Below are 26365 nucleotides of genomic sequence, written 5' to 3' on the forward strand. Positions count from 1 at the left end.
GGCCCCTCAGTGCGCGCCGCGCGGGCCGGAACCCGTGCGCGCGCCGATTTTTTGTTCGAGTCGCTCGACCCGCTTTTCGACCCGTGCGAGCGCATCGCGTGCGCGCGCCAGTTCGGCGTCGAAGCCGCCGAGCGACGCGCGCCGGACGACCTGCGGGTTCTCGTCGAGCCAATATTCGGCGACGGAATCGAGCACGTTGCGGCCGGTGCGTCGCGCGCGCGCACCGGCGTCGCGCACGACCGTCGCGATCCGGTATGCCGCCGCGTCGCCGACCAGCTTTGCGAGATCTTCTTCAGGTTCCCAGCGCAGGTGCTCGGCCAGCTTCGCGATCTGCGTCGCGAACTCTGCGTCGCCCTCGATCTTCACGTGCTTCATCACGGCCGCCTGGCCGCCCTGCAGGAATGCGGCGACGGTATCGCCGGCGAGCGCGATCGACACGTCGACCTGTTGCGCATCATGCGCTTCGACGGCTGACAGATAGCCGTCGGGCTGCACCAGCAGCGTGAGCGTAACGGGGGGCACGTCGATCCGGGCAGTCTTGCCCGCATACGGAATCAGGCGGTCGCGCGCCCACGATTCGCGGGCGAGCAGGTGATTGACGGCAGCAGCAAAAGGCTTGGCGGCAAAGGTCATCGGGCTGGGAAAGAAAAAACCCGCGCAGGCCGGGCGCCCACGCGGGTTTCTATTGTAACGTCGGATCGTCGGCAGACCGTGCCTGACCACACACCCGGGCGGCAAGCGGTCGCAGTGCGGCGGCCGTTGCCCGGGTGATCGGCGGCGTGGGCCGCCGGTCACGCTCAGTGCGTGTTGATCTGCTGGATGCCCGCGAGCAGCCAGCCCTGACTGCCCGACTTCGACAGGTTCCACACCTCGTCGAACGGCGCAGCCGACGCATTCGCCGATTCGCGGATCAGGCCGTGGAAGCGCACGCTCGCCGACTGCTCGATGCCGCGATCCTCGATCGCGACCAGTTCCGCGTCGAGCTGCACGACGTCGGTCTGGTTCGACTCGTTGCCGCGCGAATCGAGGTCGATCTTGATCTCGGCGAACATTTCGGGCGTCGTGAACTCGCGGATGTCGGCCAGGTTGCCCTGGTCCCACGCAGCCTGCAGGCGCACGAAATAAACCTTCGAGCTGCGCAGGAACGCTTCGGTGTCGAAGCCGGCCGGCACCTGCAGCGGTGCTGCCGCAGCAGCCGCTGCCGCGCCGGTGGCCGCGGCACCGCCGCCGAACACGCCTTGCGCTTCGTTCGCGTAGCTGCTGCCGCTACCCGCATAGTTGCTGCCCGTGCTGCCCTGCTGGAACGACGGGCTTTGCGAGTAGCCGCCCGACGACGACGCCGAGCCGCCGACCGAGTATGCCGGCTCCTGCGGACGACGGCGGTTCATGAACTTGCGGATCAGCCAGATGCCGACCGCCGCGAGCAGCGCGATCACGATGACGTTCGCCATCATGCTCGCGAATGCGCCGCCCATGCCGAAGTGCGACAGCAGCGCCGCGATGCCGAGACCGGCCGCAAGACCGGCGATCGGCCCCAGCCAGCGCGAGCGGTTGGGCTGCGCAGCCGGCGCGGGCGCAGCCGGATTCGCACGCTGCGCCTGCGACGGCGCGGCCTGCTGCATCGGCTGCTGCGCGGGCGGCGTGGCCTGGCGCTGCGTGACGGTGGAATTCTGGCGGCCGATGCTGCGCCCGCCGCCCATGCGCTTGGCTTCGGCGTCGAGCGATGCGAACGTGCCGGCCGTGAGCAGGCCGACCATCAGCAGCGTGCCGACCCGTCGAGCCCACGGCTTCGACGGCTTGCTACGGTTGAACAACGAACGCGATTGAAACATCAGTTTCTCCGGATGTAAGACAAATGTATGGAAAGAGCCCCTTAGTACTTGGCTCCCATGTGTAAAGCTACCACGCCACCTGACAAATTGTAATATTTGACGGCATCGAGGCCCGCTTGTTCCATCATCGTCTTCAGCGTGTCCTGATCGGGGTGCATCCGGATAGATTCAGCAAGATACCGGTAACTTTCAGCATCTTTCGCGAACTTGTCGCCAAGCCACGGTAATACTTTGAAAGAATACAGATCGTACGCTTTTTTCAGCGGATCCCAGACTTTCGAGAATTCCAGCACCATCACGCGGCCGCCGGGCTTCGTCACGCGGCGCATCTCGGCCAGCGCGGCATCCTTGTGCGTCATGTTGCGCAGTCCGAACGCGACCGTGACCACATCGAAGTAGTTGTCCGGAAAGGGAGTTTTCTCCGCGTCGCACAGCAGCGACGGCGTCACGATGCCCTTGTCGAGCAGTCGGTCGCGGCCGACGCGCAGCATCGATTCGTTGATGTCCGTGTGCCAGACCTCGCCCGTCGGCCCGGCCGCCTTCGCGAACGACTTGGTCAGGTCGCCGGTGCCGGCCGCGATGTCGAGCACCTTGAAGCCGGGGCGCACGTTCGCCTGCGCGATCGTGAACGCCTTCCACGCGCGGTGCATGCCCGCCGACATCAGGTCGTTCATCAGATCGTAGTTGCTCGCGACCGAATGGAACACGCCCGCCACTTTCTTCGCTTTTTCGTTTTCCTCGACGCTTTCGAAGCCGAAGTGGGTTTTGCTCATCGCGTTGATCCTCAGTAAATGGCAAGACGGCGCCGAGCGGGCGCCGTCGAATTTCAGTGGCAGTGGCCGTGCGACGCGCTGGCCGCCGGCATCGGGGCGTCGCGCTCGACGCCCGCCGCCTTCAGTTTGTCGAAATAGTCGCGCCACAGCGCGTCCTGCTGCGTCGCCAGTTCGTACAACAGGTCCCACGAGTAGATGCCGGTCGAATGACCGTCGGAAAACGTCGGCTGCAGCGCGTAGTTGCCGACGCCCTCGAGCGCGGTGATCGTCACTTCGCGCTTGCCCGTCTGCAGCGTCTCCTGGCCGGGCCCGTGGCCACGCACCTCGGCCGACGGCGAATACACGCGCATCAGCTCGAACGGAATCCGGAAACTGTCGCCGTTCGGGTACTGCAATTCGAGCACGCGCGATACCGCGTGCACGACGACGCCGGACGGAATCGGCGTCGTGGAAGTCAAACCGCTCATGGCTGCCTCGAATCGGTCATGCGTTGAATTTCCTCGCGCACCGCATTGTGCAGCAGCGAGGCCTGCGCGGCGCGCAAGCGCAGCAGCGCCTCGGACACGCTGCGCTGGCGCGGCGCCCATACGGGCTGCGGGAAGTGTGCGTCGTTCGAAAAGCGCGGGATCACGTGCCAGTGCACATGCGGCACCATGTTGCCGAGGCTCGCGAGATTCACCTTGTTCGGCTGCATCACGCGACGCACGGCCCGCTCGACCGCGTAGACCACGCGCATCAGGTGGGCCCGGTCGGGCTCGCCGAGATCGGAGAATTCGGCCACGTGCGCGCCCCAGATCACCCGGCAGAAGCCCGGGTAGTCGTGCTCGCCCGTTGCGAGAACGACGCGCAGCGCATCGTCCTGCCAGAGCAGCTCGCCGCCGTCTTCACGGCAAAACACGCATTCCATCGTCGCTCCCATGTGGACGGGCGCCGGCATTGCTGCGCCGGCGCCCGCTCATTCCTGGCCCGGTCGGGCGGTCGTCATGCCCGCATTAGACCAGCACGCGCTCGATCCCGCCATTGTTCGCGCGTGCGACATAATCGGCCATCCAGTTCTCGCCGAGCACCTGGCGCGCGATTTCGACCACGATGTAGTCGGCTTCGAGGTTCGCATCCTCGCCGTAGCGCGACAGGCCCTGCAGGCACGACGGGCAGCTCGTCAGGATCTTCACGTCCGGGCCGTTCGCGGCCGCGGCGGCCGGCGCCGGCGCGTTGCCGGCCACGACCGGGATGCTGCGCAGCTTCGCGGCACCCTTGCGGATCTCCTCTTCCTTGCGGAAACGGACCTGCGTCGAAATGTCCGGGCGCGTGACCGCGAGCGTGCCCGACTCACCGCAGCAGCGCTCGTTCTTCTCGATCTTGTAGCCGTCCTTCTCCGCGCCCATCAGCTCGTTGACGAGCTTTACCGGGTCCATCGTCTTGATCGGCGTGTGGCACGGGTCGTGATACATGTAGCGCGTGCCCGTCACGCCGTCGAGCTTCATCCCCTTCTCGAGCAGGAACTCGTGGATATCGATGATCCGGCAGCCCGGGAAGATCTTGTCGAATTCGTAGCCGGCGAGCTGGTCGTAGCAGGTACCGCACGACACGACCACCGTCTTGATGTCGAGGTAGTTCAGCGTGTTCGCGACCCGGTGGAACAGCACACGGTTGTCGGTGACGATCTTCTCGGCCTTGTCGTACTGGCCCGAGCCGCGCTGCGGGTAGCCGCAGCACAGGTAGCCCGGCGGCAGCACCGTTTGCACGCCGGCTTCCCACAGCATCGCCTGCGTCGCGAGACCGACCTGCGAGAACAGGCGCTCGGAGCCGCAGCCCGGGAAATAGAACACCGCTTCCGAATCGACGGTGGTCGACTTCGGGTTGCGGATGATCGGCACGATCTTGTTGTCCTCGATGTCGAGCAGCGCGCGCGCCGTCTTCTTCGGCAGGTTGCCCGGCATCTTCTTGTTGACGAAGTGGATCACCTGCTCGACCACGGGCGGCTTGCCGACCGTCGCCGGCGGGTGCTGCGTCTGCTTCGTCACGACCTTCTTCAGCATGTCGTTCGCGAAGCGCTGCACCTTGTAGCCGGCGCCCATCATCACGCTGCGCGCGACGTTGATCGTCTGCGGGTTGGTCGCGTTCAGGAAGAACATGCCCGCCGCATTGCCGGCGTTGAACTTCTTCTTGCCCATCTTGCGCAACAGGTTGCGCATGTTCATCGTGACGTCGCCGAAGTCGATCTTCACCGGGCACGGCGTCGCGCACTTGTGGCACACCGTGCAGTGGTCGGCCACGTCGTTGAACTCGTCCCAGTGCTTGATCGACACGCCGCGGCGCGTCTGTTCTTCGTACAGGAACGCCTCGACCAGCAGCGACGTCGCGAGGATCTTGTTGCGCGGGCTGTACAGCAGGTTCGCGCGCGGCACGTGGGTCGCGCACACCGGCTTGCACTTGCCGCAGCGCAAGCAGTCCTTCACCGAATCGGCGATCGCGCCGATGTCGGACTGCTTCATGATCAGCGACTCGTACCCCATCAGCCCGAAGCTCGGCGTATACGCGTTGCGCAGATCGGCGCCTTCGAGCAGCTTGCCCTTGTTGAAGCGGCCGTTCGGGTCGACGCGCTGCTTGTACGCGCGGAATTCGGCGATCTCGTCGTCGGTGAGGAACTCGAGCTTCGTGATGCCGATGCCGTGCTCACCGGAAATCACGCCGTCGAGCGAACGCGCAAGCGTCATGATGCGTGCGACCGCCGCGTGGGCGTCCTGCAGCATCTCGTAGTTGTCGGAGTTGACCGGCAGGTTGGTGTGGACGTTGCCGTCGCCCGCGTGCATGTGCAGCGCGACGAACACGCGGCCGCGCAGCACCTGCTTGTGGATCGCCTGCGCCTCGTCGAGGATCTGCTTGAACGCGCCGCCGTTGAAGATCGCGCGCAGCTCCGCGCGGATCTCCTGCTTCCACGAGATGCGCACCGTGCGGTCCTGCGTGATGTGGAACACGGTCGCGCCCGGCTGCTCGTCCGCACGGTCGGCGAACTTCTCGGCGAGCGCCTCGTAACCGAGCTGCACGAGATAGTGCTGCGCCTCGCGCAACGGCTGGTCGAGCCGGTCGCGCACGAATTCCCAGCGCGCGCGCACGCGCTTGAGCAACTCCAGCGCCTGCTGCACGCGATCTTCGAGCAGTTCGGCGCTCGGGATCTCGTTTGCATCGTCGGTCTTGCCGAGCGGCAGGTTGCCGGCGCGGAAGAACGCTTCCAGCGCGTCGACGAGTTGCAGCTTGTTCTTCAGCGACAGCTCGATGTTGATCCGCTCGATGCCGTCGGTGTACTCGCCCATCCGGTTCAGCGGGATGACGACGTCTTCGTTGATCTTGAACGCGTTCGTGTGCTTCGCGATCGCGGCCGTGCGGCTGCGGTCGAGCCAGAAGCGCTTGCGCGCCTCCGCGCTGACCGCGACGAAGCCTTCGCCGCTCTTGCCGTTCGCCATCCGGATCACTTCGGACGTGGCGTGCGCGACCGCATCGGCATCGTCGCCGACGATGTCGCCGATCAGTACCATCTTGGGGAATGAATTGCGCTTGCTCTTGGTCGCGTAGCCGACCGCGCGCAGGTAGCGCTCGTCGAGGTGCTCTAGGCCCGCGAGGATCGCGCCGCCCTGCTTCGACGTTTCGAACAGGTAGTCCTTGATCTCGACGATGCTCGGGATCGCCTCGCGCGCCTGGCCGAAGAATTCGAGGCAGACGGTGCGCGTGTGCGCGGGCATCTTGTGCAGCACCCAGCGCGCGGACGTGATGAGCCCGTCGCAGCCTTCCTTCTGTACGCCCGGCAGGCCGGCGAGGAACTTGTCGGTCACGTCCTTGCCGAGCCCTTCCTTGCGGAACCGGCGGCCTTCGATCTCGAGCATCTCGCTCTTCAGCAGCTTCTCGCCCGGCGCATACGCGCCGTCGAACCACTTCAGCTCGAAACGCGCGACCGCGATGTCGTGGATCTTGCCCTGGTTGTGCTCGTGGCGCGTGACTTCGAGCCAGTTGCCGTCCGGGTCGACCATCCGCCACCAGGCCAGGTTGTCGAGCGCGGTGCCCCACAGCACGGCCTTCTTGCCGCCCGCGTTCATCGCGACGTTGCCGCCGATGCACGATGCGTCGAGCGAGGTCGGATCGACCGCGAACACGTAGCCGGCCGCTTCCGCCGCCTCGGTCACGCGGCGTGTGACGACGCCCGCGCCGGAGAAGATCGTCGGCACCTTGTGCGCGACGCCCGGCAGCTCGGTCAGCTCGACCGCGCCGAGTTGTTCGAGCTTCTCGGTGTTGATCACTGCGGAGAACGGCGTGAGCGGCACCGCGCCGCCCGTGTAGCCGGTGCCGCCGCCGCGCGGGATCACGGTCAAGCCGAGCTCGAAGCAGGCCTTGATGAGGCCGGCGATCTCGGCTTCGCTATCGGGCGTCAGCACGACGAACGGGTATTCGACGCGCCAGTCGGTCGCGTCGGTCACGTGCGACACGCGCGACAGCCCGTCGAAACGGATGTTGTCCTTTTGCGTGCAGCGGCCGAGCGCCTTGGTTGCGCGGCGGCGCAGGTCGGCCATCTTCTCGAATTCGTCGGCGAACTCGTTGACCGCGCGCTGCGCGGCGGTTTCGAGCATCTCGACGCGCGATGCGCGCTCGCGGCCCGCGTCGTCGCGGTGCTCGGTGAGATCCGCGCTGCGGCGCTTGCCGATTTCGGTCAGGCGGTGGTTCAGCGCCTCGATCAGCAGCGCGCGGCGCTTCGGGTTGTCGAGCAGGTCGTCCTGCAGGTACGGGTTGCGGCGCACGACCCAGATGTCGCCGAGCACTTCGTACAGCATCCGTGCCGAGCGGCCCGTGCGGCGCTCGGCGCGCAATTCGTCGAGCACCGACCACGCCTCTTCGCCGAGCAGGCGGATCACGATCTCGCGATCCGAGAAGGACGTGTAGTTATAGGGAATCTCGCGCAAGCGGGGCGCGGGGTCGGAGGCGACGGCGGCGGCCGCGCCATGCGGATCGAAAACTTGTGGTGCGTTCATGTTCGGACGACTCGGAGGGCCGATACACCGTGCACGGGCGTCGGCAAGCGCGTGGGCGCAATCTTGGGGAAATCTGTTCTGTTACCAGGCGCGCGGCTGTCCTTCATGGGGCCGGAGCGGGCGACTCGCCCCTCCTGGCCGGCGACAGGGCCTGGCGGCACTCGGAACCATCAGCACGATCGCGCGCGGCGCGCATGCCGTTCCGCCGCGGGGGTAGCTGCGCGCGGCGTCGGCTTCAACGGTGCGATCCGAGGGTGCCTCTGCATCTTCCGATCCTTGATTCAAAACGGAATTCTAACCCATGATCGGGCCATGCGTGACACGTCGGACAGGTCGTGGGGCTATCGCCGCGAGCCGCGCCAGGCCTGGCTCGGCGCGATTTCGTGTGACCATTCGCCGTCCGTCCGGTCGGTAACCACGCGGTTAAACCGGTAAAAAAGGCGCCGCGAGCGCGCCGACGCCCCGCCCGCGCGGCCCCGCGAAGGTGCGCTCGGCATGCCGCTTGCATGCGGGCGGACCCTTGGCGCTATCATTGATCCTTTACCGTCTGCTTCCGCACTGCACGCGAGCGCCCATGGCATCCCACGATTACCTGAAGAAAATCCTCACCGCGCGCGTCTATGACGTCGCGATCGAGACGGAACTCGAACCCGCCCGCAACCTGTCGGCCCGGCTGCGCAATGCGGTCTACCTGAAGCGCGAGGACAACCAGCCGGTGTTCTCGTTCAAGCTGCGCGGCGCGTACAACAAGATGGCGCACATTCCGACGGACGCGCTCGCCCGCGGCGTGATTACGGCGTCGGCCGGCAACCACGCGCAGGGTGTCGCATTCTCGGCGGCCCGGATGGGCGTGAAGGCCGTGATCGTCGTGCCGGTCACGACGCCGCAGGTGAAGGTCGACGCCGTGCGTACGCACGGCGGCCCGAGCGTCGAGGTGATCCAGGCCGGGGAGTCGTACAGCGACGCGTATGCACACGCGGTCAAGGTGCAGGAAGAGCGCGGCCTCACGTTCGTCCACCCGTTCGACGATCCGTACGTGATCGCCGGCCAGGGCACGATCGCGATGGAAATCCTGCGTCAGCACCAGGGCCCGATCCATGCGATCTTCGTGCCGATCGGCGGCGGCGGGCTCGCGTCCGGCGTCGCGGCCTACGTGAAGGCGGTGCGGCCGGAGATCAAGGTGATCGGCGTGCAGGCCGAGGATTCGTGCGCGATGGCGCAGTCGCTGGAAGCCGGCAAGCGCGTCGAGCTGAGCGAAGTCGGCCTGTTCGCGGACGGCACCGCCGTGAAGCTGGTCGGCGAGGAAACCTTCCGCCTCTGCAGCGAATACCTCGACGGCGTCGTGACGGTGAACACCGACGCACTGTGCGCGGCGATCAAGGACGTGTTCCAGGACACGCGCAGCGTGCTCGAGCCGTCCGGCGCGCTCGCGGTCGCGGGCGCGAAGCTCTACGCGGAACGCGAAGGCATCGAGAACCAGACGCTCGTCGCGGTCACGTCCGGTGCGAACATGAACTTCGACCGGATGCGCTTCGTCGCCGAGCGCGCGGAAGTGGGTGAAGCGCGCGAAGCCGTGTTCGCGGTCACGATCCCCGAGGAGCGCGGCAGCTTCAAGCGCTTCTGCTCGCTCGTCGGCGACCGCAACGTCACCGAGTTCAACTACCGGATCGCCGATGCGCAGGCCGCGCACATCTTCGTCGGCGTGCAGATCAAGCGCCGCGGCGAATCGGCCGAGATCGCCGCGAACTTCGAATCGCACGGGTTCAAGTCCGTCGACCTGACGCACGACGAACTGTCGAAGGAACACATCCGCTACATGGTGGGCGGCCGTTCGCCGCTCGCGCTCGACGAGCGCCTGTTCCGCTTCGAATTCCCGGAACGGCCGGGCGCGCTGATGAAGTTCCTGTCGTCGATGGCGCCGGACTGGAACATCAGCCTGTTCCACTACCGCAACCAGGGCGCGGACTACAGCTCGATCCTCGTCGGGCTGCAGGTGCCGCAGGCCGATCGCGCCGAATTCGAACGCTTCCTCGCGGCACTCGGCTATCCGTATGTCGAGGAGAGCGCCAACCCGGCTTACCGCCTCTTCCTGTCGTAAAGGCGTCACGCATGAATCCCGAACATTCCCCGCTCGGCAAGGCCACCGTCTACGCCGCGCAGTACGACGCGTCGCTGCTGTTCCCGATCCCGCGCGCCGGCGCGCGCGAGCAGCTCGGCATCACGTCGGCGCTGCCGTTCTTCGGCACCGACATCTGGAACGCCTACGAGCTGTCGTGGCTCAACGCGCGCGGCAAGCCGCAGATCGCGGTTGCGACGTTCTATGTGCCGGCCGAATCGCCGAACATCGTCGAATCGAAGTCGTTCAAGCTGTATCTCGGCTCGTTCGCGCAGACGAAGCTCGACTCGATCGACGCGGTGCGCGACACGCTGAAGCGCGACGTGTCGGCCGCGTGCGGCGCGACCGTTTCCGTGCAGCTGGTGTCGCCGCACGATTTCGGCAAGCTCGAGATGGACGAACTCGACGGGCTGTCGCTCGACCGGCTCGACCTCGACACCGACGTGTACGAACCCGATCCGTCACTGCTGTCGGCCGCCGAGGACGAAGCACCGGTCGAGGAGACGCTCGTGTCCGACCTGCTGCGCTCGAACTGCCCGGTCACGGGCCAGCCCGACTGGGGCAGCGTGCAGATCCACTACGTCGGACCGCAGATCGATCACGCAGGCCTGCTGCGCTACATCATCTCGTTCCGCAATCACACGGGCTTTCACGAGCAGTGCGTCGAGCGGATCTTCCTCGACATCCTGCATGCGTGCAAACCGGTGAAGCTCGCTGTATATGCGCGCTATACGCGCCGCGGCGGGCTCGACATCAACCCGTTCCGCACCAACTACAACCAGCCGATGCCGGACAACGCGCGTAATGCGCGGCAGTGACGGCGGCGGGCCGCCGCGGTTCGCAGTTGGCAAAGCGCGCGGTACCCCCTGATAAAACAGCCCGGCCGGGTTCAACCGGCCGGGCTGTTTTTCATTGCGCGGAAAAGCGCGAACGCCCCTCACCCGCTCACCGGCCGCTCCGGGAGAATCTCAACCAGGCGCAACAGGTAGCCGTCGGGATCCTGCACCAGCATCTCGACCTGGCCATGCTCGATATCATCCTCCCGATACCAGGACGTGCGCGGCTCGACGAATAGCGCCACGCCAGCGGCGCGGATCCTGTCCAGGATGGGGTCGAGCGTATCGACCTCGATCTGAAGATTGATCCCGCGCCCGAACGGCGGCTCCAGCGGGCCGGTCAGCCAGCCCTCCGGGCTGCACTGCTCGAGCATCAGTTGGGCCCGCCCGATTTCAAGATAGGCGAACCCGTCTTCCGGACGCTCGAAGCGAATCCGGAATCCCAGCACGTCGCGATAGAAGCGAATGCTTCCGGCAAGATCCGAGCAGATCAGCTCCGGCACCAGTGCGGCCCATTCCATGCATGTCCTCTCCGTATGGTCATGCGGCACATTACATGAACGGGAGGGATGCGTTGCGGCGGTTGCTGCCGTGGGAGCCCTTCATCCGTCGCCCCGGCACGACAGATGACGAAACGAGCCCAGCACACGTGAATGTGCCGGCCCATAACGAGATGGTCAGCCCGATCCCGGCTTGGCGGACTATGCCAGCCAGAATTTTGCAGCCCACCCGCACCGACCGCTTGCGGAAGTAGCGCATTCGCGGAAGTCGCTCCCAATCGCGTGCGTTGAAATCCGGATCGATATGCGCGGAAACCCGCCTTTTCACTGAAGTGCGACCAATCGCGTAGCGTCCCATCTTCTTTCAACGGCTGCACGATGCAGCATCGCGAGCGTAATCGGTTCCCGCTTGAAGTCGTGCGGCTTTCGAAGCACCCATCGCCGAAATAGCGAATAAAGCAGCCCCTCGCCTTCCATCAGAAAATATCGATGGAAGTCGAAATCGCCCGTGTCGACAGCAAACCGTTCAAAAAAATGCCCCATGAAATCGTTTGCTTCGTCGCCGGTTTGGCCCAGATCCTCCCAGAGTCGAGTGCCGGCGGAGAGCGGCTTCGACGGACCGAGCCCCACCTCTGACCGGACAAAGGCTTCGATCTCGTCCCAGCACACGTCTTCCATCAGAACACCTTGTCCTCAGGTTTGACGAGGTTGTTGTACCTGGAGACCGTACTGTGGACGATCTCGAATACGTCGCGCGCAAGCAGCGCCCAACCGACGCCCGGAACGGCTCGCCCGATGAATACACTCAGCTTCCGGGTCAGAATGATCCGAAGCGACTTGATGCTTTGAAGCGTCACTGTTGGCAAAACCTTCCTGTTGAGCTGGTATCGAAAAATCGAGCGAGCCATCACGGATGCGACGGACGTTCCTTTCGTCGCGCCGCCGAATTTTTGCCGTGTCGGCAAAACGAGCCATCCGGCCAAAATCAGGATCACGGCTTCGACATCGTCGATCCCGATCCGTGTGCACGTCTCTTCTACAGCAACAAAAAAGAAAAGCTCCGCGGGTGTGAGATCCGAATGAATGCCGTAGCGGTATGTACTGCTCATAATGGTCCGACTTCACGAAATCGTTGATCAGAATGGCGACCATACACACCAATCCATTCAATTCGCCCTATCGCGTTTCGTCGACACCACTTGCGCATTATCCGTCCATCACCGCAACCGCCCGCCAGACGGACATATCGTGTCACGCCCCCCGCCTGAAGAATTTCATTAAAAGTGTGAAAATTTGACGCCGTCCGGCAATACATCGACTCCGTCATAACGCAACGAGGCCGGCGCATGCAACTGCGCCGGCCTCGTTACACAACAATTCGCCCTCGAACCTTACTTCACCGGCGCCTTGTACGCGATGCAGTCGACCTCGACCTTGCAGTCGATGACCATGCTCGACTGCACGCACGCGCGTGCCGGCGGATGCTCGCCGAAGTACGACACGAACACCTTGTTGAACGACGCGAAATCGCGCGCGTCGTCGAGCCACACGCCGCAGCGCACGACGTGCTCGAGGCCGTAGCCGGCTTCCTTCAGGATCGCGATCACGTTCTCGATCGTCTGCTTCGACTGCGTGACGATGCCGCCTTCGACGACCTCGCCGTTCACCATCGGCGTCTGGCCCGACACGTACAGCCAGCCGTCGGCCTCGACCGCGCGTGCGAACGGCATCACCTGGCCGCCGGTTCCCTTCGCTTCGCCTACGCCATATCGCTTCATCGTTTCACTCCTTGTTTCGGTTACGGATGCGCGCACCGACGACGGCGCGCGCGGCAGATCGGAACATCAACCGCGTTCAGAACGCGGCGTCGGCACTCGCCGGCACGCGCTCGCCGCGTGCGACGAAGCCGCCGGCGCGCTCGCCGGTCGGCTGGCCGTTTTCATAAGTGAGCACGCCGTTCACCCACACGGCGTCGATCCCGTGCGCGGGCTGCTGCGGCTTCTCGAACGTCGCGGCGTCGATCACGCTCGCCGGGTCGAACAGCACGAGATCCGCGTGGTAGCCCACATGCACCTCGCCGCGCCGCGCGATCCCGTAGCGGCGCGCGGACAGCGACGTCATCTTGCGGATCGCTTCCTCGAGCGGCAGCAGGTTCGTGTCGCGCACGTAGTGGCCGAGCACACGCGGGAACGCGCCCCACAGCCGCGGGTGCGGCAGCGGGTCGTTCGGCAGGCCGTCGGAGCCGACCATCGTCGCGGGATGCGACAGGATCCGGCGCACGTCGTCCTCGGACATGTTGTGGTACACGGCGCCAGCCGGGCGGATGCGCTGCGCGGCTTCCTGCTCGGTCACGCCCCACTCGGCCGCGATCGCCTTCAGCAGCTTGCCTGCCACTTCCGGGTGCGGCTCCGACCACGTGATCGTGATGTCGATGTCGCCCGTCACCTGCTTCAGGTCGAGCGTCGACGAGCTGCGGCTGTACGGATAGCAGTCGCAGCCGACCGGCTGGTAGCGGCGCGCGCCTTCGAGCGATGCAAGCACTTCGGTGCTGCGCCCCCAGTTCGACGGGCCCGCGCACTTCAGGTGCGAGATCACGACCGGCACGCGTGCATGGCGGCCGACCTGGTACGCCTCTTCCATCGCATCGAGAATCGCGTCGAACTCGGTGCGCATGTGCGTCGTGTACAGCGCGCCCGCGTTCGCGAGCGGCTCGGCGAGCGCCATCACCTCTTCGGTGGGCGCCGCGAACGCGGAGCCGTACGCGAGGCCCGACGACAGGCCGAGCGCGCCGTTCGCGAGCGCTTCCTCGAGCTGCGCGCGCATGCCGGCGATCTCGCCGTCGGTCGCCGCGCGATCGAGGCGGTCCATCTGGTTGTTGCGCAGCGCCGTGTGGCCGACGAGCGCCGCGACGTTCACGGCCGGACGCGCATCGTTCACGGCCGCGACGTAATCGGCGAAGGTCGGGTACTGGAACGCACCGCGCTCGCCGAGCAGGTTCATCGGATCGGGCGGATCGCCCGCGAGCGTCACCGGCGACGCGCTGATCCCGCAGTTGCCGACGATCACGGTCGTCACGCCCTGCGAGATCTTCGGGATCATCTCCGGTGCGCGGATCACGTGCGTGTCGTCGTGCGTGTGCACGTCGACGAAGCCCGGCGCGAGCGCGCGGCCGTTCGCATCGACGACAGTTTCGGCAAGCCAGTTCGACAGGTTGCCGATCGCCGCGATCACGCCGTTGCGGATCGCGACGTCGCGCGTGACGGGCGGCGCGCCGGTACCGTCGTAAAGCTGCGCGCCGACGATCAGCGTATCGGCGGCTTCGGGATGCGAATGCATGGTCAGTCTCCTACCGGTTGACGGTCTCCGCCGCCGCGATGCGCATCGAGCGCGTGCTTGATGCGACGCAGCGATTCTCGGCCCGCATCACCGAGCCGCAATGCGACTCCGGTGACGAGCACGTCGATCGCCATCATCATCGCGTAGCGCGATGTCGACGGCTTGTAAATGAAATCGGTTTCGAACGCGACGACCGGAATCAGGTGGTCGGCCAGCTTCGCGAGCGGCGAAGCCGGCGCGGTGATCGCGATCAGCTTCGCGCCGTAGCGCTTCGCGAGCCGGCAGCTCTCGAGCAGCTCGGGCACGCGCCCGCTCACCGACAGCGCGACGACAACGGTATCGCGCGACAGCGTCGCGGCCACCATCCGCTGCAGCATGCTGTCCTGGTAGCTTGCGACCGGCCGGCCAAAACGCACGAGCCGGAAGCGCAGCTCGTCGGCGAGCGCGGTCGAGCCGCCGCCCTGCCCGTACACGTAGGTCATCTTCGCGGCGGCGAGCAGGTCGGCCGCTTCCTCGAACGACGTATTGCGCAGCAACTGATGGTTGTGCGCGAGCGCGACGCGAATTTCGTCGTAGACCATCGACGCGGGGCTCGTGTCGTCGGCCGGTGCGTCATCGGACGGCACCAGGAAGCGCTGCCCGACGGCCGCCGCCTGCGCGACCAGCACCTTCAGTTCGCGCACGTCGCGGCAGCCGACGGCCTTCGCGAAACGCGTGACCGTCGCGACGCTGACCTCCGCGTCGCGCGCGAGCGCGCCGATGCTCGCATGCGCGGCGCGCGCCAAGTCGGCGAGGATGAACGCGGCGACCTTGCGCTCGGCTTCGCGTAGCTCGGGCGCGCATTCGGCGATCCGCGCGACGATGTCGAGCACCGGCGGAGCGGCAGGCGCCGGATGGAGTTCGGCCGCGAGCGGAACGGACGGGGTGACGGGCGTATTCATCTGCGGAAAAGGGTGCGAAGCTCGATGTTACTAAATAACATCACCGCGCCGATGCTACTTTCTGTACCATCGGCGTGTCAACTTCAGTGCAATGCATAGTGATGATGGAGCGGGATGACATGAAAGTTACAAACTATCAGGAAGCAACGATCGATCCATTCGGCAAGGGTCTCGGCAATCTGCCGAGCGCGAGCGTGCCGCTCGGCGACGCAGGCCGCCTCGAGTGGAACCTGCTTGCGGAAGACGTCAGCCTGCCAGCGGCCGTGCTTTACGAGGACCGCATCGAACACAACCTGAACTGGATGCAGGCATTCGTCCAGAAGTACGGCGTCAAGTTTGCGCCGCACGGCAAGACGACGATGGCGCCGCAACTGTTCCGCCGCCAGCTCGACGCCGGCGCGTGGGGCATCACGCTCGCGACCGCGCACCAGACGCAGGCCGCGTATCACGGCGGCGTGCGGCGCGTGCTGCTCGCGAACCAGCTGGTCGGCCGCCAGAACATGACGATCATCGCCGGGCTGCTGTCCGATCCCGACTTCGAATTCTTCTGTCTCGTCGATTCGGCGGAGAGCGTCGACCAGCTCGGCCGCTTCTTCGGCGCACTGAAGAAGCCGCTGAACGTGCTGCTCGAGCTCGGCGTGCCGGGCGGCCGCGCGGGCGTGCGCGATGCCGCGCAGCGCGAGGCCGTGCTGGCCGCGATCGCGCGCTATCCCGACACGCTGAAGCTGGCCGGCATCGAACTCTACGAAGGCGTGCTGAAGGAGGAAGGCGAGATCCGCACGTTCCTGCAGGAAGCGGTCGCGCTCACGCGCGAGCTGGCCGAGGCAGGCCGCTTCGCGCGTACGCCGGCGATCCTGTCCGGCGCCGGTTCGGCGTGGTACGACGTGGTCGCGGAAGAATTCGCGAAGGCGTCCAACGCCGGCTTCGCGGAAGTCGTGCTGCGTCCGGGCTGCTACCTGACGCACGATGTCGGCATCTACAAGAAGGCGCAGACCGACGTGTTCGCGCGCAACCCGATCGCCCGCACGATGGGCGAAGGGCTGCTGCCCGCGTTGCAGCTGTGGGCCTACGTGCAGTCGGTGCCGGAGGCTGACCGCGCGATCGTCGCGCTCGGCAAGCGCGACGCGGCGTTCGACGCGGGGCTGCCGGAGCCGGCGCGCCACTTCCGCCCGGGCCGCGACACCGCGCCGCGCGACGTCGCCGCCGCCGAAGGCTGGGCCGTCACCGGAATGATGGACCAGCACGCGTACTTGCAGATCCCGCCGGGCGCGGACGTAAAGGTCGGTGACATGGTCGCGTTCGACATCTCGCACCCGTGCCTGACGTTCGACAAGTGGCGCCAGGTGCTCGTGCTCGATCCGCAGTTCAGCGTGACGGAAGTCGTCGAAACCTTCTTCTGACCCACCTCGCGCGCACCGCCCCGCCGCTCGCGCGGGGCGGCCGTCACGCGCGCTTCAAGCGGCCGGAGTACACTGCGCTTTCGTCCTCGGGGCCCCAGGCGGGCGTTGCACGCGCCTGCCACGCGGGCCCTCAACGCAGCTCCACTGGAGAAAGCCATGGCCGCGAAGAAGATCCTGTTCCTGACCGGCGATTTCGCCGAAGACTACGAAACGATGGTGCCGTTCCAGGCGCTGCAGGCCGTCGGCCACCACGTCGATGCAGTCTGCCCGGGCAAGCGCGCGGGCGACAAGATCAAGACCGCGATCCACGATTTCGAGGGCGACCAGACCTACACCGAGAAGCCCGGCCACCAGTTCACGCTGAACGCGGCGTTCGACGACGTCGACGCATCGCGCTACGACGCGCTCGCGATCGCGGGCGGCCGCGCCCCCGAATACCTGCGACTCGATCCGAAGGTGATCTCGCTCGTGCGCGAGTTCGCCGAAGCCGGCAAGCCGATCGCCGCGATCTGCCACGCTGCGCAACTGCTCGCGGCCGCAGACGTGATCCGCGGCAAGCGCATCTCGGCCTACCCGGCCTGCGCGCCCGAGGTGAAGCTCGCGGGCGGCGAATACGCGGACATCCCGGTCGACGCCGCCGTGACCGACGCGCCGTTCGTCACCGCGCCCGCCTGGCCCGCGCATCCGGCCTGGCTCGCGCAGTTCCTCGCGCTGCTGGGAACGCGCATCGAGCTTTGAACCTGACGTGAATTGAGATGAGATGAAGGCCGGGGCCGGCGGCGTATTCGCGCTGCCCTGCCCGGCGCTTCAGCGCGCGGCCGGCGTCGAGCCTACGTCCGCGATCCGCGACTCCAGCATCGCCAGCGCGCCCGACAGCGCATTCAGCACGTCGTCCGGCAATTGCGCCATCGTCTGTTCGAGAAACGCCTTGCGGCGCGGCAGGCATGCGTCGAACGCGGCGCGGCCATCGTCCGTCAGCGTCACGTTGGTCACGCGATTGTCGCGTGCGTCGGATTCACGCTGGATCCAGCCGAGCGCGTCGAGCGACTTCAACTGGCGCGTGAGCGCGCCCGGATCGACGCGCAGCACTTCGACGAGCTTCTTCTGCGACGAATGCCCGCCCATCGTGTGCAACGCAACCATGATGCGCCAGCGCGGCATCGGTTGCCCGACGTGCGCCTCGAACGCGGTCATGAACGCGCGATACGTGCGTCCGAATTGCTGCAAGATCGCGACGCGGTCCTGTTCTTCCATGCGCTCAGTTCTACTCGTTCAATCGTTCAGTCGGCCGCGACATGCGGTTCGATCTTGTGCCGCAGCTCGATCGGCGGCACGCGGCGGCACTGCCACACCGATACCACGGCGACGACAGCCGCCATTGCGACGCCCAGGTGAATCGCGCCAACGAGCGATTCGCGGGCCGCTTCCAGCAGCAGCGCGCCATTATGCCCGGCACGGGTCAGCTCCGCGACCAGACCGCCCTGCGCGGCGCGATCGATCAGGATCTGCGGATCGGCGAGCTGCGCATGCCACTGCATCGCGTGGTCGGCCGACAGCGCATCGCGCACGCCGCCCGAGTACATCTGGTTGACGAGCGTGCCGGTCAGCGCGGTGCCGACCATCCCGCCGACCATCCGCAGCGATTGCAGCAGCGCCGTCGCGATGCCGAGATGCTCGCGGCCGGCCGTCTGCTGCGCGAATACGGTGAGGTTCGGCAGCACGAAGCCGAGCCCGATGCCGCCCGCGACCATCAACGCCATCAGCACCCACTTCGGCGTCGTGTGGGTCGACACGACGATACCCGCGCAGGTGATCGCGAACAGTACGAAGCCGACGTGCAGCATCGCGTTCGGATTGCGGATGCGCGTGACGACCCGGCCGTTCATGATGCTGCCGATCGTGATGAACACGACGAGCGGCGTGATCACGAGCCCCGCCTCCTTCGGCGACATCCCGAACCCGCCCTGGAACAGCAGCGGCGCGTAGAACAGCAGCGAGAACATCGAGAAGCCGGCGAGGATCGCCAGCACGAAGAGCGCCGACAGCGCGCGGTTGCCGAACATGTCGAACGGTAAAATCGGCTGCGCGCAGCGCCGCTCCCAGTGCCACAGGCCGAAACCGGCCGCGACCGCGACGACGAGCAGCAGCGACGCCCAGCTCGCGACGCCGTACTTCGGCAGCCATTCGACGAACAGCTGCAGCGCGCCGAGCGACAGCGCGATCAGCAGCGCGCCCGGCCAGTCGAGCCGCATCTTGCGATCGTGCGCGACGTGGCGCAGGTGCGGCAGGTAACGCCACACGAACAGCAGCGACAGCAGGCCGACCGGCAGGTTCACGTAGAACACCGAGCGCCAGCCGAACGACTGGGTCAGCACGCCGCCGAGCGACGGGCCGACCGCGTTCGCAATGCCGAACGCGGAGCTCATCAGCACCTGCCAGCGCAGCCGCACGACGGAATCGGGGAACAGGTCGGGAATACACGCGAACGCGGTGCCGACCAGCATCCCGCCGCCGATCCCCTGCAGCCCGCGCGCGAGCACGAGCATCAGCATGTCGTTCGCCATCCCGCACAGCACGGACGCGCCGGTGAACACGACGATCGACGCGATGACGAACGGCTTGCGGCCGTAATAGTCGCCGAGGCGGCCGAAGATCGGCACCGTGATCACGGAACTGAGCAGGTACGAGGTCGCGACCCACGCGTACAGGTCGAAACCGCGGAGCTCGGCGACGATGGTCGGCAGCGCGGTGCCGACGACGGTCTGGTCGAGCGCGACGAGCATGGTGACAAATGAGATCCCGATCATCGCCAGCAGCGATTCGCGGAACGGCAGGACTTGCCCGCTCGAATGGTGGGCGGCAGTATGGACGGCCATTTTTTGTTGGCGCAACTTTTGACGAGTCAAACAATCTCAAAATTCTAGCACGCCGGAGTAATCTAGGCTGGCGACGGTTTAGGGCCTGTTCGCGCCAATAACGGGCTTGCGAACGTGTCTTGCCGGTCGCACTGCAAGGAGTGAGGAGCGCCGTTTGGCCGCACCAAACAAGTGACGATCGACGCCGCAGTGCGGCCGGCAAGGCACGTTCCCCTATTTTTGGAAAATTCATTCGCGGGGCTCGGCCCTTCTGGTGGCCAGCGCAAGCCCGTTATTAGCGCGAACAGGCCCTAACCGAACCAGACCGCCAAGGAGAAAGATGGAACCGATTTCAATCACCCCCGCGATCACACTGTCGCCGGACGATCGGGACGCGCTGTGGCGCGCGAAGCAGGTGCTGGAAAGCCCGTCGCTGACGATGAAGCTGACGGGCATGCTGGGCGCGCCGGTCGAGAAAATGATCGCCCGGCTGCCCGATTTCGCGACCGGCAAGATCAACGATGCGACGCAGCTCGCGCTGCGCAAATGCCTGAACATCGCGCTGCGCACGCTCGGCAAGCCGCCCGCGCCGGACGCCGAGCCCGACAAGCCGAGCAACCTGCTGCACAAGCTCGCGGTCGCAACCACCGGCGCGGCGGGCGGCGCGTTCGGCTTTCTCGCGCTGCCGGTCGAGCTGCCGGTGACGACGACGCTGATCTTCCGCTCGGTATGCGACATCGCGCGCAGCGAGGGCGAAGACCTGAGTTCGGTCGATACGCAGCTGCAATGCCTGGCCGTGCTCGGCATGGGCGGCAACCCGGACAAGCAGGAAGAGGACGCCGATCTCGGCTATTTCGTGCTGCGCGGCGCACTCGCGCAGGCGATCTCGAAGGCATCGTCCGACATCACGACGAAGGGCATTGCCGCGCACAGCTCGGCCGCCGTGTTCAAGCTCGTGCAGACGGTGGCGTCGCGCTTCTCGGTGCAGGTGACCGAGCAGATGGCCGCGAAGTCGATTCCGGCGATCGGCGCCGTGCTCGGCGCGACCGTCAATACGCTGTTCATCGACCACTTCCAGCAGATGGCGCACGGCCACTTCACCGTGCGCCGGCTCGAGCGCAAGTACGGCTCGGTGGCCGTCAAGGCCGCCTATCAGGCGATCGACGCCTCGCCGGCGCGCTGAACCGCACGCTCGACCGCGACGCGGCGCAGGAACGCGGCCGCGCGGTCGAGCGCATCGCGCGCTTCCGGCACCATCGGCGCGTACAGCTGCCACACGTGCGGCATGTCCGGCCACACCTCGATCTCCACCGCTACCCCGGCGGCCTTCGCCTTCTCGGCGACGCGGCGCGAATCGTCGAGCAGCACCTCGGTGCTGCCGACCTGGATATACAGCGGCGGCAGGCCCGCGAAATCCGCATAGAGCGGCGATGCGTACGGATTCGTGCCCGGCTCGTCGCCCAGGTACAGCTTCGCGGCCTTCGGCAACGCCGCGCCCGCGAACATCGGATCGGCGCCGTCGTTCGTGCGCAGCGTCGCGCCGGTAGCGGCCAGGTCGGTCCACGGCGAGAACAGGATCGCGCCGGCCGGCAGCGGCTCGCCGCGGTCGCGCAACGCGACGAGCGTCGCGAGCGCGAGGCCGCCGCCCGCCGAATCGCCGCCGAGCACGATCGACTCGGGCGGCGTGCCGAGCGCCAGCAGTTGCCGGTACGCGGCCAGCGCATCGTCGAGCGCGGCCGGGAAACGGTTTTCGGGCGCCAGCCGGTAGTCGAGCGAGAACGAGCGCACGCCCGCGCGCTTCGTCAGGCCGAACACGAGCGGCCGGTGGGTCTTCGTCGAACAGAAGTAATAGCCGCCGCCGTGGAAGTACAGCAGCGTGCGGCCGGACCCGCGCCCCGCACCCGCGTCGGTGCGCTCGAGCCATTCGCCGCGCAGCGGCGCATCGCCCGCGCCGTAGCACTGGCGCAGCCGGTAGCCCGACGGTGCGCGGCGCGGCACAACCATCCGCAGGTCGGTAAAGCGCCGCGCGCGGGCGGGATCGAGCACCTCGCGCGTGGTCTCGGGACGGAACTGCCAGCGCAGCAGCCAGCAGGCGAACTTGCTTTGCCAACTCATCGGACGCACTCCGTAATCGCAGTGTGACGATGGTACGTGCGAACGTTCCCCCACCGCTCGACAGGTGCCTCTATTTGACATCCTCCCGCGCCTGAAGCCTCGGGATTCCTACTGCGTTTGAAACGATGTTGCTTGTCTCAGATCGCCTCGGCGGGTTCCTGCTTCACGGAGCGGCCCGACTGCACCGGCTCTCCACAGGCTGCAACGCGGTGCCCCCGCGCCAGTATGTTGATCGCACCGACCACATCGGCATGGCCCTCATGACCGCACGCGACACAGCGGAATGCCGCCTGCGTCTGCCGGTTTTCGGCGCTCACGGCTCAAGCGCCGGCACTCAGTTCGCCGGCATCACCTGGCCGCGGACCTCGCCGGCCGGGTGGTCCTTCGTATGGACGTTGAAGTACCACTTGCCGCCCATCAGGTCGGTGACCTGCGCGTCGGTGAGCTCCTTCGAGCCCTTGATCGGGCTTGCCAGCTCATCCTTCGGAATCGGCACCTGCACACCCGCGTTCTGGCCGACCGGCGCGGGCCCGTGGAAGTGCGCGGCAGTGGCCGGCCCCGTGAGGTGTTCGTAAGTGACCTTCCACTGCAGCATGTGCGTGGCCGTGTCGTAGGTGGCCTCGACATCGCCCGAGCCCTTGGTCGCCGTCGGCGGCACTTCGCTCGACGGCTGGAGATTGGCGGACAGGCGCACCGTTTCGGCAGCGGCGCTGCCGGCGGCCAGCACGCCCGCGAGTAACGCGACCTGGAGCAAACGCAGCTTGAGCATGGACTCTCCTTGTACGACGTTGTACGCCGCCCGAACGGGGGCGCCAGACATGATGGTAGTCGATCGCCGTTGATCCGGGAGCCCACCGAACGGCCATGCTGCGAATCGCCGCACCGCGCGCGGCCGGCCCTCTCGCGCGGCGCGCGATGCGTCAGTTTGCGTCAACCTGGAATGGACCTTTGCAGCCAGATGGCTGAATCGGCGCGCGGCCTTTCGCTACACTTCGTCTCACAGTTGCTTGTTTCCTTCGTCCGAAGGAGTCTGCGAGTATTCACGCGGCCGTCCGGCCGCGTTTTTTTTGCGCGTGCCGCCGGACCCGGTTCACGCCGTATCAAGCATGACGAAACGATATCGCCGTATCACGTCACGCGCGATAGCCGGGATCGATGCGATCGACGATACGCTGCAGCGCATCGAATGCGTCCTGCCCCGCGCCATGCTTCGGGTCGAAATTCAGCGAATCGCGCACGCACGCTTCGAGCACCGGCGGCGCGATCGGCAGCGCGTCGCCGATCGCATGCGTGGCAATCTGTACCTCACATGCGCGATTGAGCAGCCACATCAGCGAGAACGTCTGCGCGAGCGTCGCGCCGATCGTCACGGGCCCATGGTTGCGCAACAGCAGCACGGGCCGCCCGCCTGCACTCTCGACGATGCGCCGCCCCTCCTCGAGATGCACGGTGATGCCCTCGAAGTCGTGATACGCGATCTTCCCGTACAGCTGAGCCGAATAGAAATTGGAGAACGACAGCCCGTCGCGCGAACAGCACACGGCCATCGTCGGCGTCGTGTGCACGTGCATCACGCAGTGCGCATCGGGCAGCGCCGCATGGATCGCGCTGTGGAACGTGAAGCCGGCCGGGTTGATCGGCCAGTCGGAATGACCGATCACGTTGCCGTCGATGTCGATCTTCACGAGGTTCGACGCGCACACCTCGCGGTAATGGAGCCCGAACGGGTTGATCAGGAAATGCCCGTCCTCGCCCGGCACACGCAGCGAGATATGGTTGTAGATGAGCTCGGTCCAGCCGAGATGATCGAAGATGCGGTAAGCCGCCGCGAGCTGTACGCGCGCCTGCCATTCGGCTTCGGAGAAACGGGCGGGACGCGTGAACGGCTGGTTCGGGACACGTTGCATGGGGGAACTCCGGTTGCGGGTGTGCGCGGCACGCGTGGTGCAGGGCGTCTTGCGGCACTATCTTGCGCGCCGTATTAGTTGCGCACACAACCATATCACCTTTCCCCGCGCACCGGAAACGCGGGTTTAGCCGGAGCGCTTCCGTCCCCTTAAAGCTGGTCGTCGACCGGCAGCAGCATGAACATGCCGGTCATCAGGTTGCGCAGCAGCCCCGCGTGCGGATCGACGTGATAGGTGGTCGGCCGGCCGTTGTCGATGCCCGTCCATTCGAGTTCGGGCGCCCCGCCGCCTGCCGGCGTCACGAGGCTCACACGGTAGCTGTCATCCGGCTGCGTCACGCGCGCAAAGATCGTCGCGACCTGCTGCGCGAGCGTCGGACTGTGGATCACGAGCGCCAGTTCGGTATTCAGGTGCGCGGAGCGCGGATCGAGATTCATCGAGCCGATCACGAGGATCTTCCGGTCGATCACGTACGCCTTCGCATGCAGGCTCGCCCGAGAGCGCGACCCGAACAGGCGCGCGCGCTGCCGGCCCGGCTGCGCCTTGAACTCGTACAGCTCGACGCCCTGCTGCAGCAGCGGCACGCGATACGGACCGTAGCCGGCCTGCACGGCAACCGCGTCGGTCGCCGCGAGCGAATTGGTCAGGATCGCGACGCGCACGCCGCGCGCGGTCGCGTCGCCGAGGATCTTCACGCCCGCGTCGTGCGGCACGAAGTACGGCGAGAACGCGAGGAATTCCTGCTGCGCGCCGCGCGTGAGCTCGACCAGGCGCTGCATCGGCGGGCTCACGTACGCGTCGGTCGGCCGCGCGATCTTGTCGGGCGCATCGACCTTGAACTCGGCCGGCGCCCACACGAGCGCAAGCTCGTCGCGCGTGATCTGCTGCGCGAGCGGCGTCGCGTTCAGCGGCTTCGCGTTGTACGGGTCGGCGTTCTGGCGCCAGTGGGCGCGCAGCTCGTCGCGCGTCGCGTCGAGGTCCTTCGGATCGAACGACTGGTGATTCAGCACACGCAGCGGATAGCTGCTCGCGCTCGACCAGTACGTGTCGAAGCTCGCCGAGACGTCGTTCGTCACGGAGCCGGCGGCCAGCACGTCGAGATCGCGGAACTGGAGCGTCGGGCTCGCGTTGAAGTATTCGTCGCCGAGATTGCGGCCGCCGACGATCGCGATCTGGTTGTCCGCGATCATCGCCTTGTTGTGCATCCGGCGCGTGAAGCTGTCGATGCGCGTGAAGAAGTTGGCCGTGCGCTCGACCATGCCGTGCTGCGACGCGCCGAACGGGTTGAACACGCGGATCTCGATGTTCTGGTGCGTGTTCAGCGCGGCCATGATGCGATCGATGTCGCGGAAGTTCAGGTCGTCGACCAGCATCCGCACGCGCACGCCGCGATCGGCCGCGTACAGCGCCGCGGCGAGCAGCAGCTTGCCGGTCGTGTCCTCGGTCGCGATGTAGTACTGCATGTCGAGCGTTTTCGTCGCGGCGCGTGCGAGCGCGATGCGCATCTGCAGCGCCTCGGCGCCTTCCGGCAGCAGCCGGAAGCCGGACTGGCCCGGATGCGCGGCCTCGGGCGCGGCCAGCGCGTCGCGCAGCGGCGTCGCGGCATCGGGCGGCAACGCGTGGGAGACCGGGCGATCGAGCGTGGTGGCGGGCGGATGCGTCGCGCAGGCGGCAACGAGCGACAGCAGTATGCCGGCGGCCAGCGCGCGGGCCGGGCGGCATGCGGCGCGCCACGACAGCGCGGCCGGTGCGCGCCGGATCAAAAAGGTGAACACGGAAACTTCCTCGACTGGCGGAACAAAGGGCCCGCATGCGCCGCGGCGCGCGGCTGGCGCGCGGTTCCGGCCGATTCTAGTGGGCGCCCGATGAACCGGTCAATCGCGCGGGCGGCACCGGCAACTTCGAACCGCAGGCGTGCACCTGCCTGCCGGGCGTCGACGCCCCGCCGCGCCGGAGGTGGCTGCGGGACAGGCCACACGTCGAAGCGGTCCAACCAATATCAGGCTCCGTCGCCGCTGCGCTCGAAATGGCTGCGCACGTAGTCGATATGCGTCTGCATCGCGGTGCGCGCCTCTTCGGGCCGTTGCGCGCAGATTGCTTCGCACACGACGCGGTGCTGCAGCAACAGCAGTTCGGAAGCCTGCTCGTCGTGCGTCGTCATGCCCGCCACGTTGATCGAGATGTGCTCGCGCAGCATCCCGATCACGCTCGTATGCAGGTGCAGGAACATCGTGTTGTGCGACGCGAGCGCGATCGCCTCGTGCAGCTTCGCGTCGGTCGCGGCCTCGACGGCCGCGGCGCCGTTCGCGTGCGCCGTTTCGAGTTCGCGCAGCAGCGCGCGGATCCGGCGCCGGTCGTTCGCATCGGCGCGCAGCGCGGCGAAATAGGCGGTCGCGCCTTCGAGCACGCGCCGGAACTCGAGGATGTCGTCGCGCAGCGCCGGATGATCCGCGACCAGCTGGCCCCACGGCGACGCGATGCCGGCACGCAACTGGTCCGTCACGTAGACGCCCGCGCCGCGCCGGCTCTGCAGCAGCCCGCGCGCGACGAGCCGCTGGGTCGCCTCGCGCACCGTATTGCGCGCGACGCCGTATTCCTGCGCGAGCACGCGCTCGGCCGGCAGGCGCACGCCGGCCGGCCATGTGCCGTCGAGCAGCGCCGTCTCGATCTTGCGCATCACCACTTCGGTCCGGCCCCGTGCCGTCATCGCTGCCATCGTCGCGTCTCCCTGCGGAA

24 protein-coding genes and 1 pseudogene are annotated in these 26365 nt (G+C 66.7%); 5 read left to right on the forward strand and 20 right to left on the reverse strand.

The features are described from left to right. Window positions 1–6: 6 nt before the first annotated feature. The 6 genes from BCO18175_RS29140 to BCO18175_RS29165 all read right to left on the reverse strand — a co-directional run bounded on the left by BCO18175_RS29140 (window position 7) and on the right by BCO18175_RS29165 (window position 7623). Window positions 7–633: a ubiquinone biosynthesis accessory factor UbiJ gene (locus tag BCO18175_RS29140; RefSeq protein WP_059589718.1), complete on the reverse strand. Its 627-nt coding sequence runs from the start codon at window positions 631–633 to the stop codon at window positions 7–9. 164 nt (window positions 634–797) lie between these two features. After that, window positions 798–1832, reverse strand: a complete 1035-nt coding sequence (locus tag BCO18175_RS29145) for a Tim44 domain-containing protein (protein WP_174986130.1) — start codon at window positions 1830–1832, stop codon at window positions 798–800. Between the two features lie 41 nt (window positions 1833–1873). Next, entirely contained in the window at window positions 1874–2605 is a 732-nt protein-coding gene (gene ubiE / locus BCO18175_RS29150) for a bifunctional demethylmenaquinone methyltransferase/2-methoxy-6-polyprenyl-1,4-benzoquinol methylase UbiE (RefSeq protein WP_174986248.1), read from the reverse strand. A gap of 53 nt (window positions 2606–2658) precedes the next feature. Continuing rightward, window positions 2659–3072, reverse strand: coding sequence for a gamma-butyrobetaine hydroxylase-like domain-containing protein (locus tag BCO18175_RS29155; RefSeq protein WP_085042378.1), 414 nt, complete (start codon window positions 3070–3072; stop codon window positions 2659–2661). Continuing rightward, entirely contained in the window at window positions 3069–3512 is a 444-nt protein-coding gene (locus BCO18175_RS29160; RefSeq protein WP_174986131.1) for an HIT family protein, read from the reverse strand. The genes BCO18175_RS29155 and BCO18175_RS29160 overlap by 4 nt, the downstream gene beginning before the upstream one ends. A gap of 85 nt (window positions 3513–3597) precedes the next feature. Further along, on the reverse strand, window positions 3598–7623 hold the full coding sequence (locus BCO18175_RS29165; protein WP_011353166.1) for a DUF3683 domain-containing protein: 4026 nt from the start codon (window positions 7621–7623) through the stop codon (window positions 3598–3600). Between the two features lie 574 nt (window positions 7624–8197). Between BCO18175_RS29165 and ilvA the strand changes: the two genes are divergently transcribed. Together ilvA and queF are read left to right on the forward strand one after the other, a co-directional pair. Then, a complete protein-coding gene (gene ilvA, locus BCO18175_RS29170) occupies window positions 8198–9721 on the forward strand; it encodes a threonine ammonia-lyase, biosynthetic (protein ID WP_174986133.1) in 1524 nt (507 codons plus the stop codon). 11 nt (window positions 9722–9732) lie between these two features. Continuing rightward, window positions 9733–10557 (forward strand): NADPH-dependent 7-cyano-7-deazaguanine reductase QueF, encoded by an 825-nt coding sequence (queF, locus tag BCO18175_RS29175; RefSeq protein ID WP_174986135.1) that lies wholly within the window; start codon window positions 9733–9735, stop codon window positions 10555–10557. A 119-nt stretch (window positions 10558–10676) separates the two neighbouring features. On the opposite strand, the gene BCO18175_RS29180 is transcribed toward queF, so the two are convergent. The 6 genes from BCO18175_RS29180 to BCO18175_RS29205 form a co-directional block, all read right to left on the reverse strand. Further along, a complete protein-coding gene (locus BCO18175_RS29180) occupies window positions 10677–11096 on the reverse strand; it encodes a bleomycin resistance protein (RefSeq protein WP_174986137.1) in 420 nt (139 codons plus the stop codon). Window positions 11097–11399: 303 nt separating this feature from the next. After that, on the reverse strand, window positions 11400–11753 hold the full coding sequence (locus tag BCO18175_RS29185; protein WP_174986139.1) for a DUF1493 family protein: 354 nt from the start codon (window positions 11751–11753) through the stop codon (window positions 11400–11402). Continuing rightward, entirely contained in the window at window positions 11753–12184 is a 432-nt protein-coding gene (locus tag BCO18175_RS29190; protein WP_174986141.1) for an STM2901 family protein, read from the reverse strand. The genes BCO18175_RS29185 and BCO18175_RS29190 overlap by 1 nt, the downstream gene beginning before the upstream one ends. A gap of 282 nt (window positions 12185–12466) precedes the next feature. Further along, complete coding sequence (locus BCO18175_RS29195) at window positions 12467–12853, reverse strand: RidA family protein (protein ID WP_014896068.1); 387 nt, start codon at window positions 12851–12853, stop codon at window positions 12467–12469. Window positions 12854–12929: 76 nt separating this feature from the next. After that, window positions 12930–14411, reverse strand: a complete 1482-nt coding sequence (locus BCO18175_RS29200) for an N-acyl-D-amino-acid deacylase family protein (protein ID WP_174986142.1) — start codon at window positions 14409–14411, stop codon at window positions 12930–12932. Window positions 14412–14413: 2 nt separating this feature from the next. Beyond that, entirely contained in the window at window positions 14414–15352 is a 939-nt protein-coding gene (locus BCO18175_RS29205) for a MurR/RpiR family transcriptional regulator (protein WP_174986144.1), read from the reverse strand. Between the two features lie 119 nt (window positions 15353–15471). On the opposite strand from BCO18175_RS29205, the gene BCO18175_RS29210 reads away from it, so the two are divergent. After that, on the forward strand, window positions 15472–16752 hold the full coding sequence (locus tag BCO18175_RS29210) for an amino acid deaminase (RefSeq protein ID WP_043190560.1): 1281 nt from the start codon (window positions 15472–15474) through the stop codon (window positions 16750–16752). A 156-nt stretch (window positions 16753–16908) separates the two neighbouring features. Next, window positions 16909–17490 carry a DJ-1/PfpI family protein gene (locus BCO18175_RS29215; RefSeq protein WP_021161332.1) on the forward strand — a complete coding sequence of 194 codons (582 nt, stop codon included), beginning with the start codon at window positions 16909–16911 and terminating at the stop codon, window positions 17488–17490. Between the two features lie 69 nt (window positions 17491–17559). Here BCO18175_RS29215 and BCO18175_RS29220 read toward each other — a convergent pair whose 3' ends face one another. Next, window positions 17560–18006 (reverse strand): MarR family winged helix-turn-helix transcriptional regulator, encoded by a 447-nt coding sequence (locus tag BCO18175_RS29220; protein ID WP_039360135.1) that lies wholly within the window; start codon window positions 18004–18006, stop codon window positions 17560–17562. Between the two features lie 26 nt (window positions 18007–18032). Continuing rightward, the gene (locus BCO18175_RS29225; protein WP_174986146.1) at window positions 18033–19628 is read right to left on the reverse strand and encodes an MDR family MFS transporter; all 1596 of its coding nucleotides are present in this window, start codon (window positions 19626–19628) and stop codon (window positions 18033–18035) included. Window positions 19629–19947: 319 nt separating this feature from the next. Between BCO18175_RS29225 and BCO18175_RS29230 the strand changes: the two genes are divergently transcribed. Beyond that, entirely contained in the window at window positions 19948–20790 is an 843-nt protein-coding gene (locus BCO18175_RS29230) for an EcsC family protein (RefSeq protein WP_174986148.1), read from the forward strand. Here BCO18175_RS29230 and BCO18175_RS29235 read toward each other — a convergent pair. The 6 genes and pseudogenes from BCO18175_RS29235 to BCO18175_RS29260 all read right to left on the reverse strand — a co-directional run bounded on the left by BCO18175_RS29235 (window position 20760) and on the right by BCO18175_RS29260 (window position 26345). Further along, the gene (locus BCO18175_RS29235; protein WP_174986149.1) at window positions 20760–21722 is read right to left on the reverse strand and encodes an alpha/beta hydrolase; all 963 of its coding nucleotides are present in this window, start codon (window positions 21720–21722) and stop codon (window positions 20760–20762) included. The two genes, BCO18175_RS29230 and BCO18175_RS29235, sit on opposite strands and share 31 nt — an antisense overlap. A gap of 137 nt (window positions 21723–21859) precedes the next feature. After that, window positions 21860–22039, reverse strand: a pseudogene (locus BCO18175_RS29240) (zinc ribbon domain-containing protein); the annotation flags it as partial. Window positions 22040–22056: 17 nt separating this feature from the next. Next, window positions 22057–22491 carry a CHRD domain-containing protein gene (locus BCO18175_RS29245; protein WP_174915418.1) on the reverse strand — a complete coding sequence of 145 codons (435 nt, stop codon included), beginning with the start codon at window positions 22489–22491 and terminating at the stop codon, window positions 22057–22059. Between the two features lie 364 nt (window positions 22492–22855). Then, window positions 22856–23629 carry a class II aldolase/adducin family protein gene (locus tag BCO18175_RS29250; protein WP_174973258.1) on the reverse strand — a complete coding sequence of 258 codons (774 nt, stop codon included), beginning with the start codon at window positions 23627–23629 and terminating at the stop codon, window positions 22856–22858. Window positions 23630–23778: 149 nt separating this feature from the next. Then, window positions 23779–25404 (reverse strand): phospholipase D family protein, encoded by a 1626-nt coding sequence (locus tag BCO18175_RS29255; protein WP_174986151.1) that lies wholly within the window; start codon window positions 25402–25404, stop codon window positions 23779–23781. 224 nt (window positions 25405–25628) lie between these two features. Continuing rightward, entirely contained in the window at window positions 25629–26345 is a 717-nt protein-coding gene (locus BCO18175_RS29260; RefSeq protein WP_174986153.1) for a FadR/GntR family transcriptional regulator, read from the reverse strand. Window positions 26346–26365 lie beyond the last annotated feature (20 nt).

Origin of the sequence: Burkholderia lata (genome assembly GCF_902499335.1) — a bacterium.
Classification (GTDB): domain Bacteria; phylum Pseudomonadota; class Gammaproteobacteria; order Burkholderiales; family Burkholderiaceae; genus Burkholderia; species Burkholderia lata_B.

Coding starts and splice junctions, on each gene's coding strand:
- BCO18175_RS29140 (WP_059589718.1), bottom strand. CDS start 633: ATGACCTTTGCCGCCAAGCCTTTTGCTGCTGCCGTCAATCACCTGCTC.
- BCO18175_RS29145 (WP_174986130.1), bottom strand. CDS start 1,832: ATGTTTCAATCGCGTTCGTTGTTCAACCGTAGCAAGCCGTCGAAGCCG.
- ubiE (WP_174986248.1), bottom strand. CDS start 2,605: ATGAGCAAAACCCACTTCGGCTTCGAAAGCGTCGAGGAAAACGAAAAA.
- BCO18175_RS29155 (WP_085042378.1), bottom strand. CDS start 3,072: ATGAGCGGTTTGACTTCCACGACGCCGATTCCGTCCGGCGTCGTCGTG.
- BCO18175_RS29160 (WP_174986131.1), bottom strand. CDS start 3,512: ATGGAATGCGTGTTTTGCCGTGAAGACGGCGGCGAGCTGCTCTGGCAG.
- BCO18175_RS29165 (WP_011353166.1), bottom strand. CDS start 7,623: ATGAACGCACCACAAGTTTTCGATCCGCATGGCGCGGCCGCCGCCGTC.
- ilvA (WP_174986133.1), top strand. CDS start 8,198: ATGGCATCCCACGATTACCTGAAGAAAATCCTCACCGCGCGCGTCTAT.
- queF (WP_174986135.1), top strand. CDS start 9,733: ATGAATCCCGAACATTCCCCGCTCGGCAAGGCCACCGTCTACGCCGCG.
- BCO18175_RS29180 (WP_174986137.1), bottom strand. CDS start 11,096: ATGGAATGGGCCGCACTGGTGCCGGAGCTGATCTGCTCGGATCTTGCC.
- BCO18175_RS29185 (WP_174986139.1), bottom strand. CDS start 11,753: ATGGAAGACGTGTGCTGGGACGAGATCGAAGCCTTTGTCCGGTCAGAG.
- BCO18175_RS29190 (WP_174986141.1), bottom strand. CDS start 12,184: ATGAGCAGTACATACCGCTACGGCATTCATTCGGATCTCACACCCGCG.
- BCO18175_RS29195 (WP_014896068.1), bottom strand. CDS start 12,853: ATGAAGCGATATGGCGTAGGCGAAGCGAAGGGAACCGGCGGCCAGGTG.
- BCO18175_RS29200 (WP_174986142.1), bottom strand. CDS start 14,411: ATGCATTCGCATCCCGAAGCCGCCGATACGCTGATCGTCGGCGCGCAG.
- BCO18175_RS29205 (WP_174986144.1), bottom strand. CDS start 15,352: ATGAATACGCCCGTCACCCCGTCCGTTCCGCTCGCGGCCGAACTCCAT.
- BCO18175_RS29210 (WP_043190560.1), top strand. CDS start 15,472: ATGAAAGTTACAAACTATCAGGAAGCAACGATCGATCCATTCGGCAAG.
- BCO18175_RS29215 (WP_021161332.1), top strand. CDS start 16,909: ATGGCCGCGAAGAAGATCCTGTTCCTGACCGGCGATTTCGCCGAAGAC.
- BCO18175_RS29220 (WP_039360135.1), bottom strand. CDS start 18,006: ATGGAAGAACAGGACCGCGTCGCGATCTTGCAGCAATTCGGACGCACG.
- BCO18175_RS29225 (WP_174986146.1), bottom strand. CDS start 19,628: ATGGCCGTCCATACTGCCGCCCACCATTCGAGCGGGCAAGTCCTGCCG.
- BCO18175_RS29230 (WP_174986148.1), top strand. CDS start 19,948: ATGGAACCGATTTCAATCACCCCCGCGATCACACTGTCGCCGGACGAT.
- BCO18175_RS29235 (WP_174986149.1), bottom strand. CDS start 21,722: ATGAGTTGGCAAAGCAAGTTCGCCTGCTGGCTGCTGCGCTGGCAGTTC.
- BCO18175_RS29245 (WP_174915418.1), bottom strand. CDS start 22,491: ATGCTCAAGCTGCGTTTGCTCCAGGTCGCGTTACTCGCGGGCGTGCTG.
- BCO18175_RS29250 (WP_174973258.1), bottom strand. CDS start 23,629: ATGCAACGTGTCCCGAACCAGCCGTTCACGCGTCCCGCCCGTTTCTCC.
- BCO18175_RS29260 (WP_174986153.1), bottom strand. CDS start 26,345: ATGGCAGCGATGACGGCACGGGGCCGGACCGAAGTGGTGATGCGCAAG.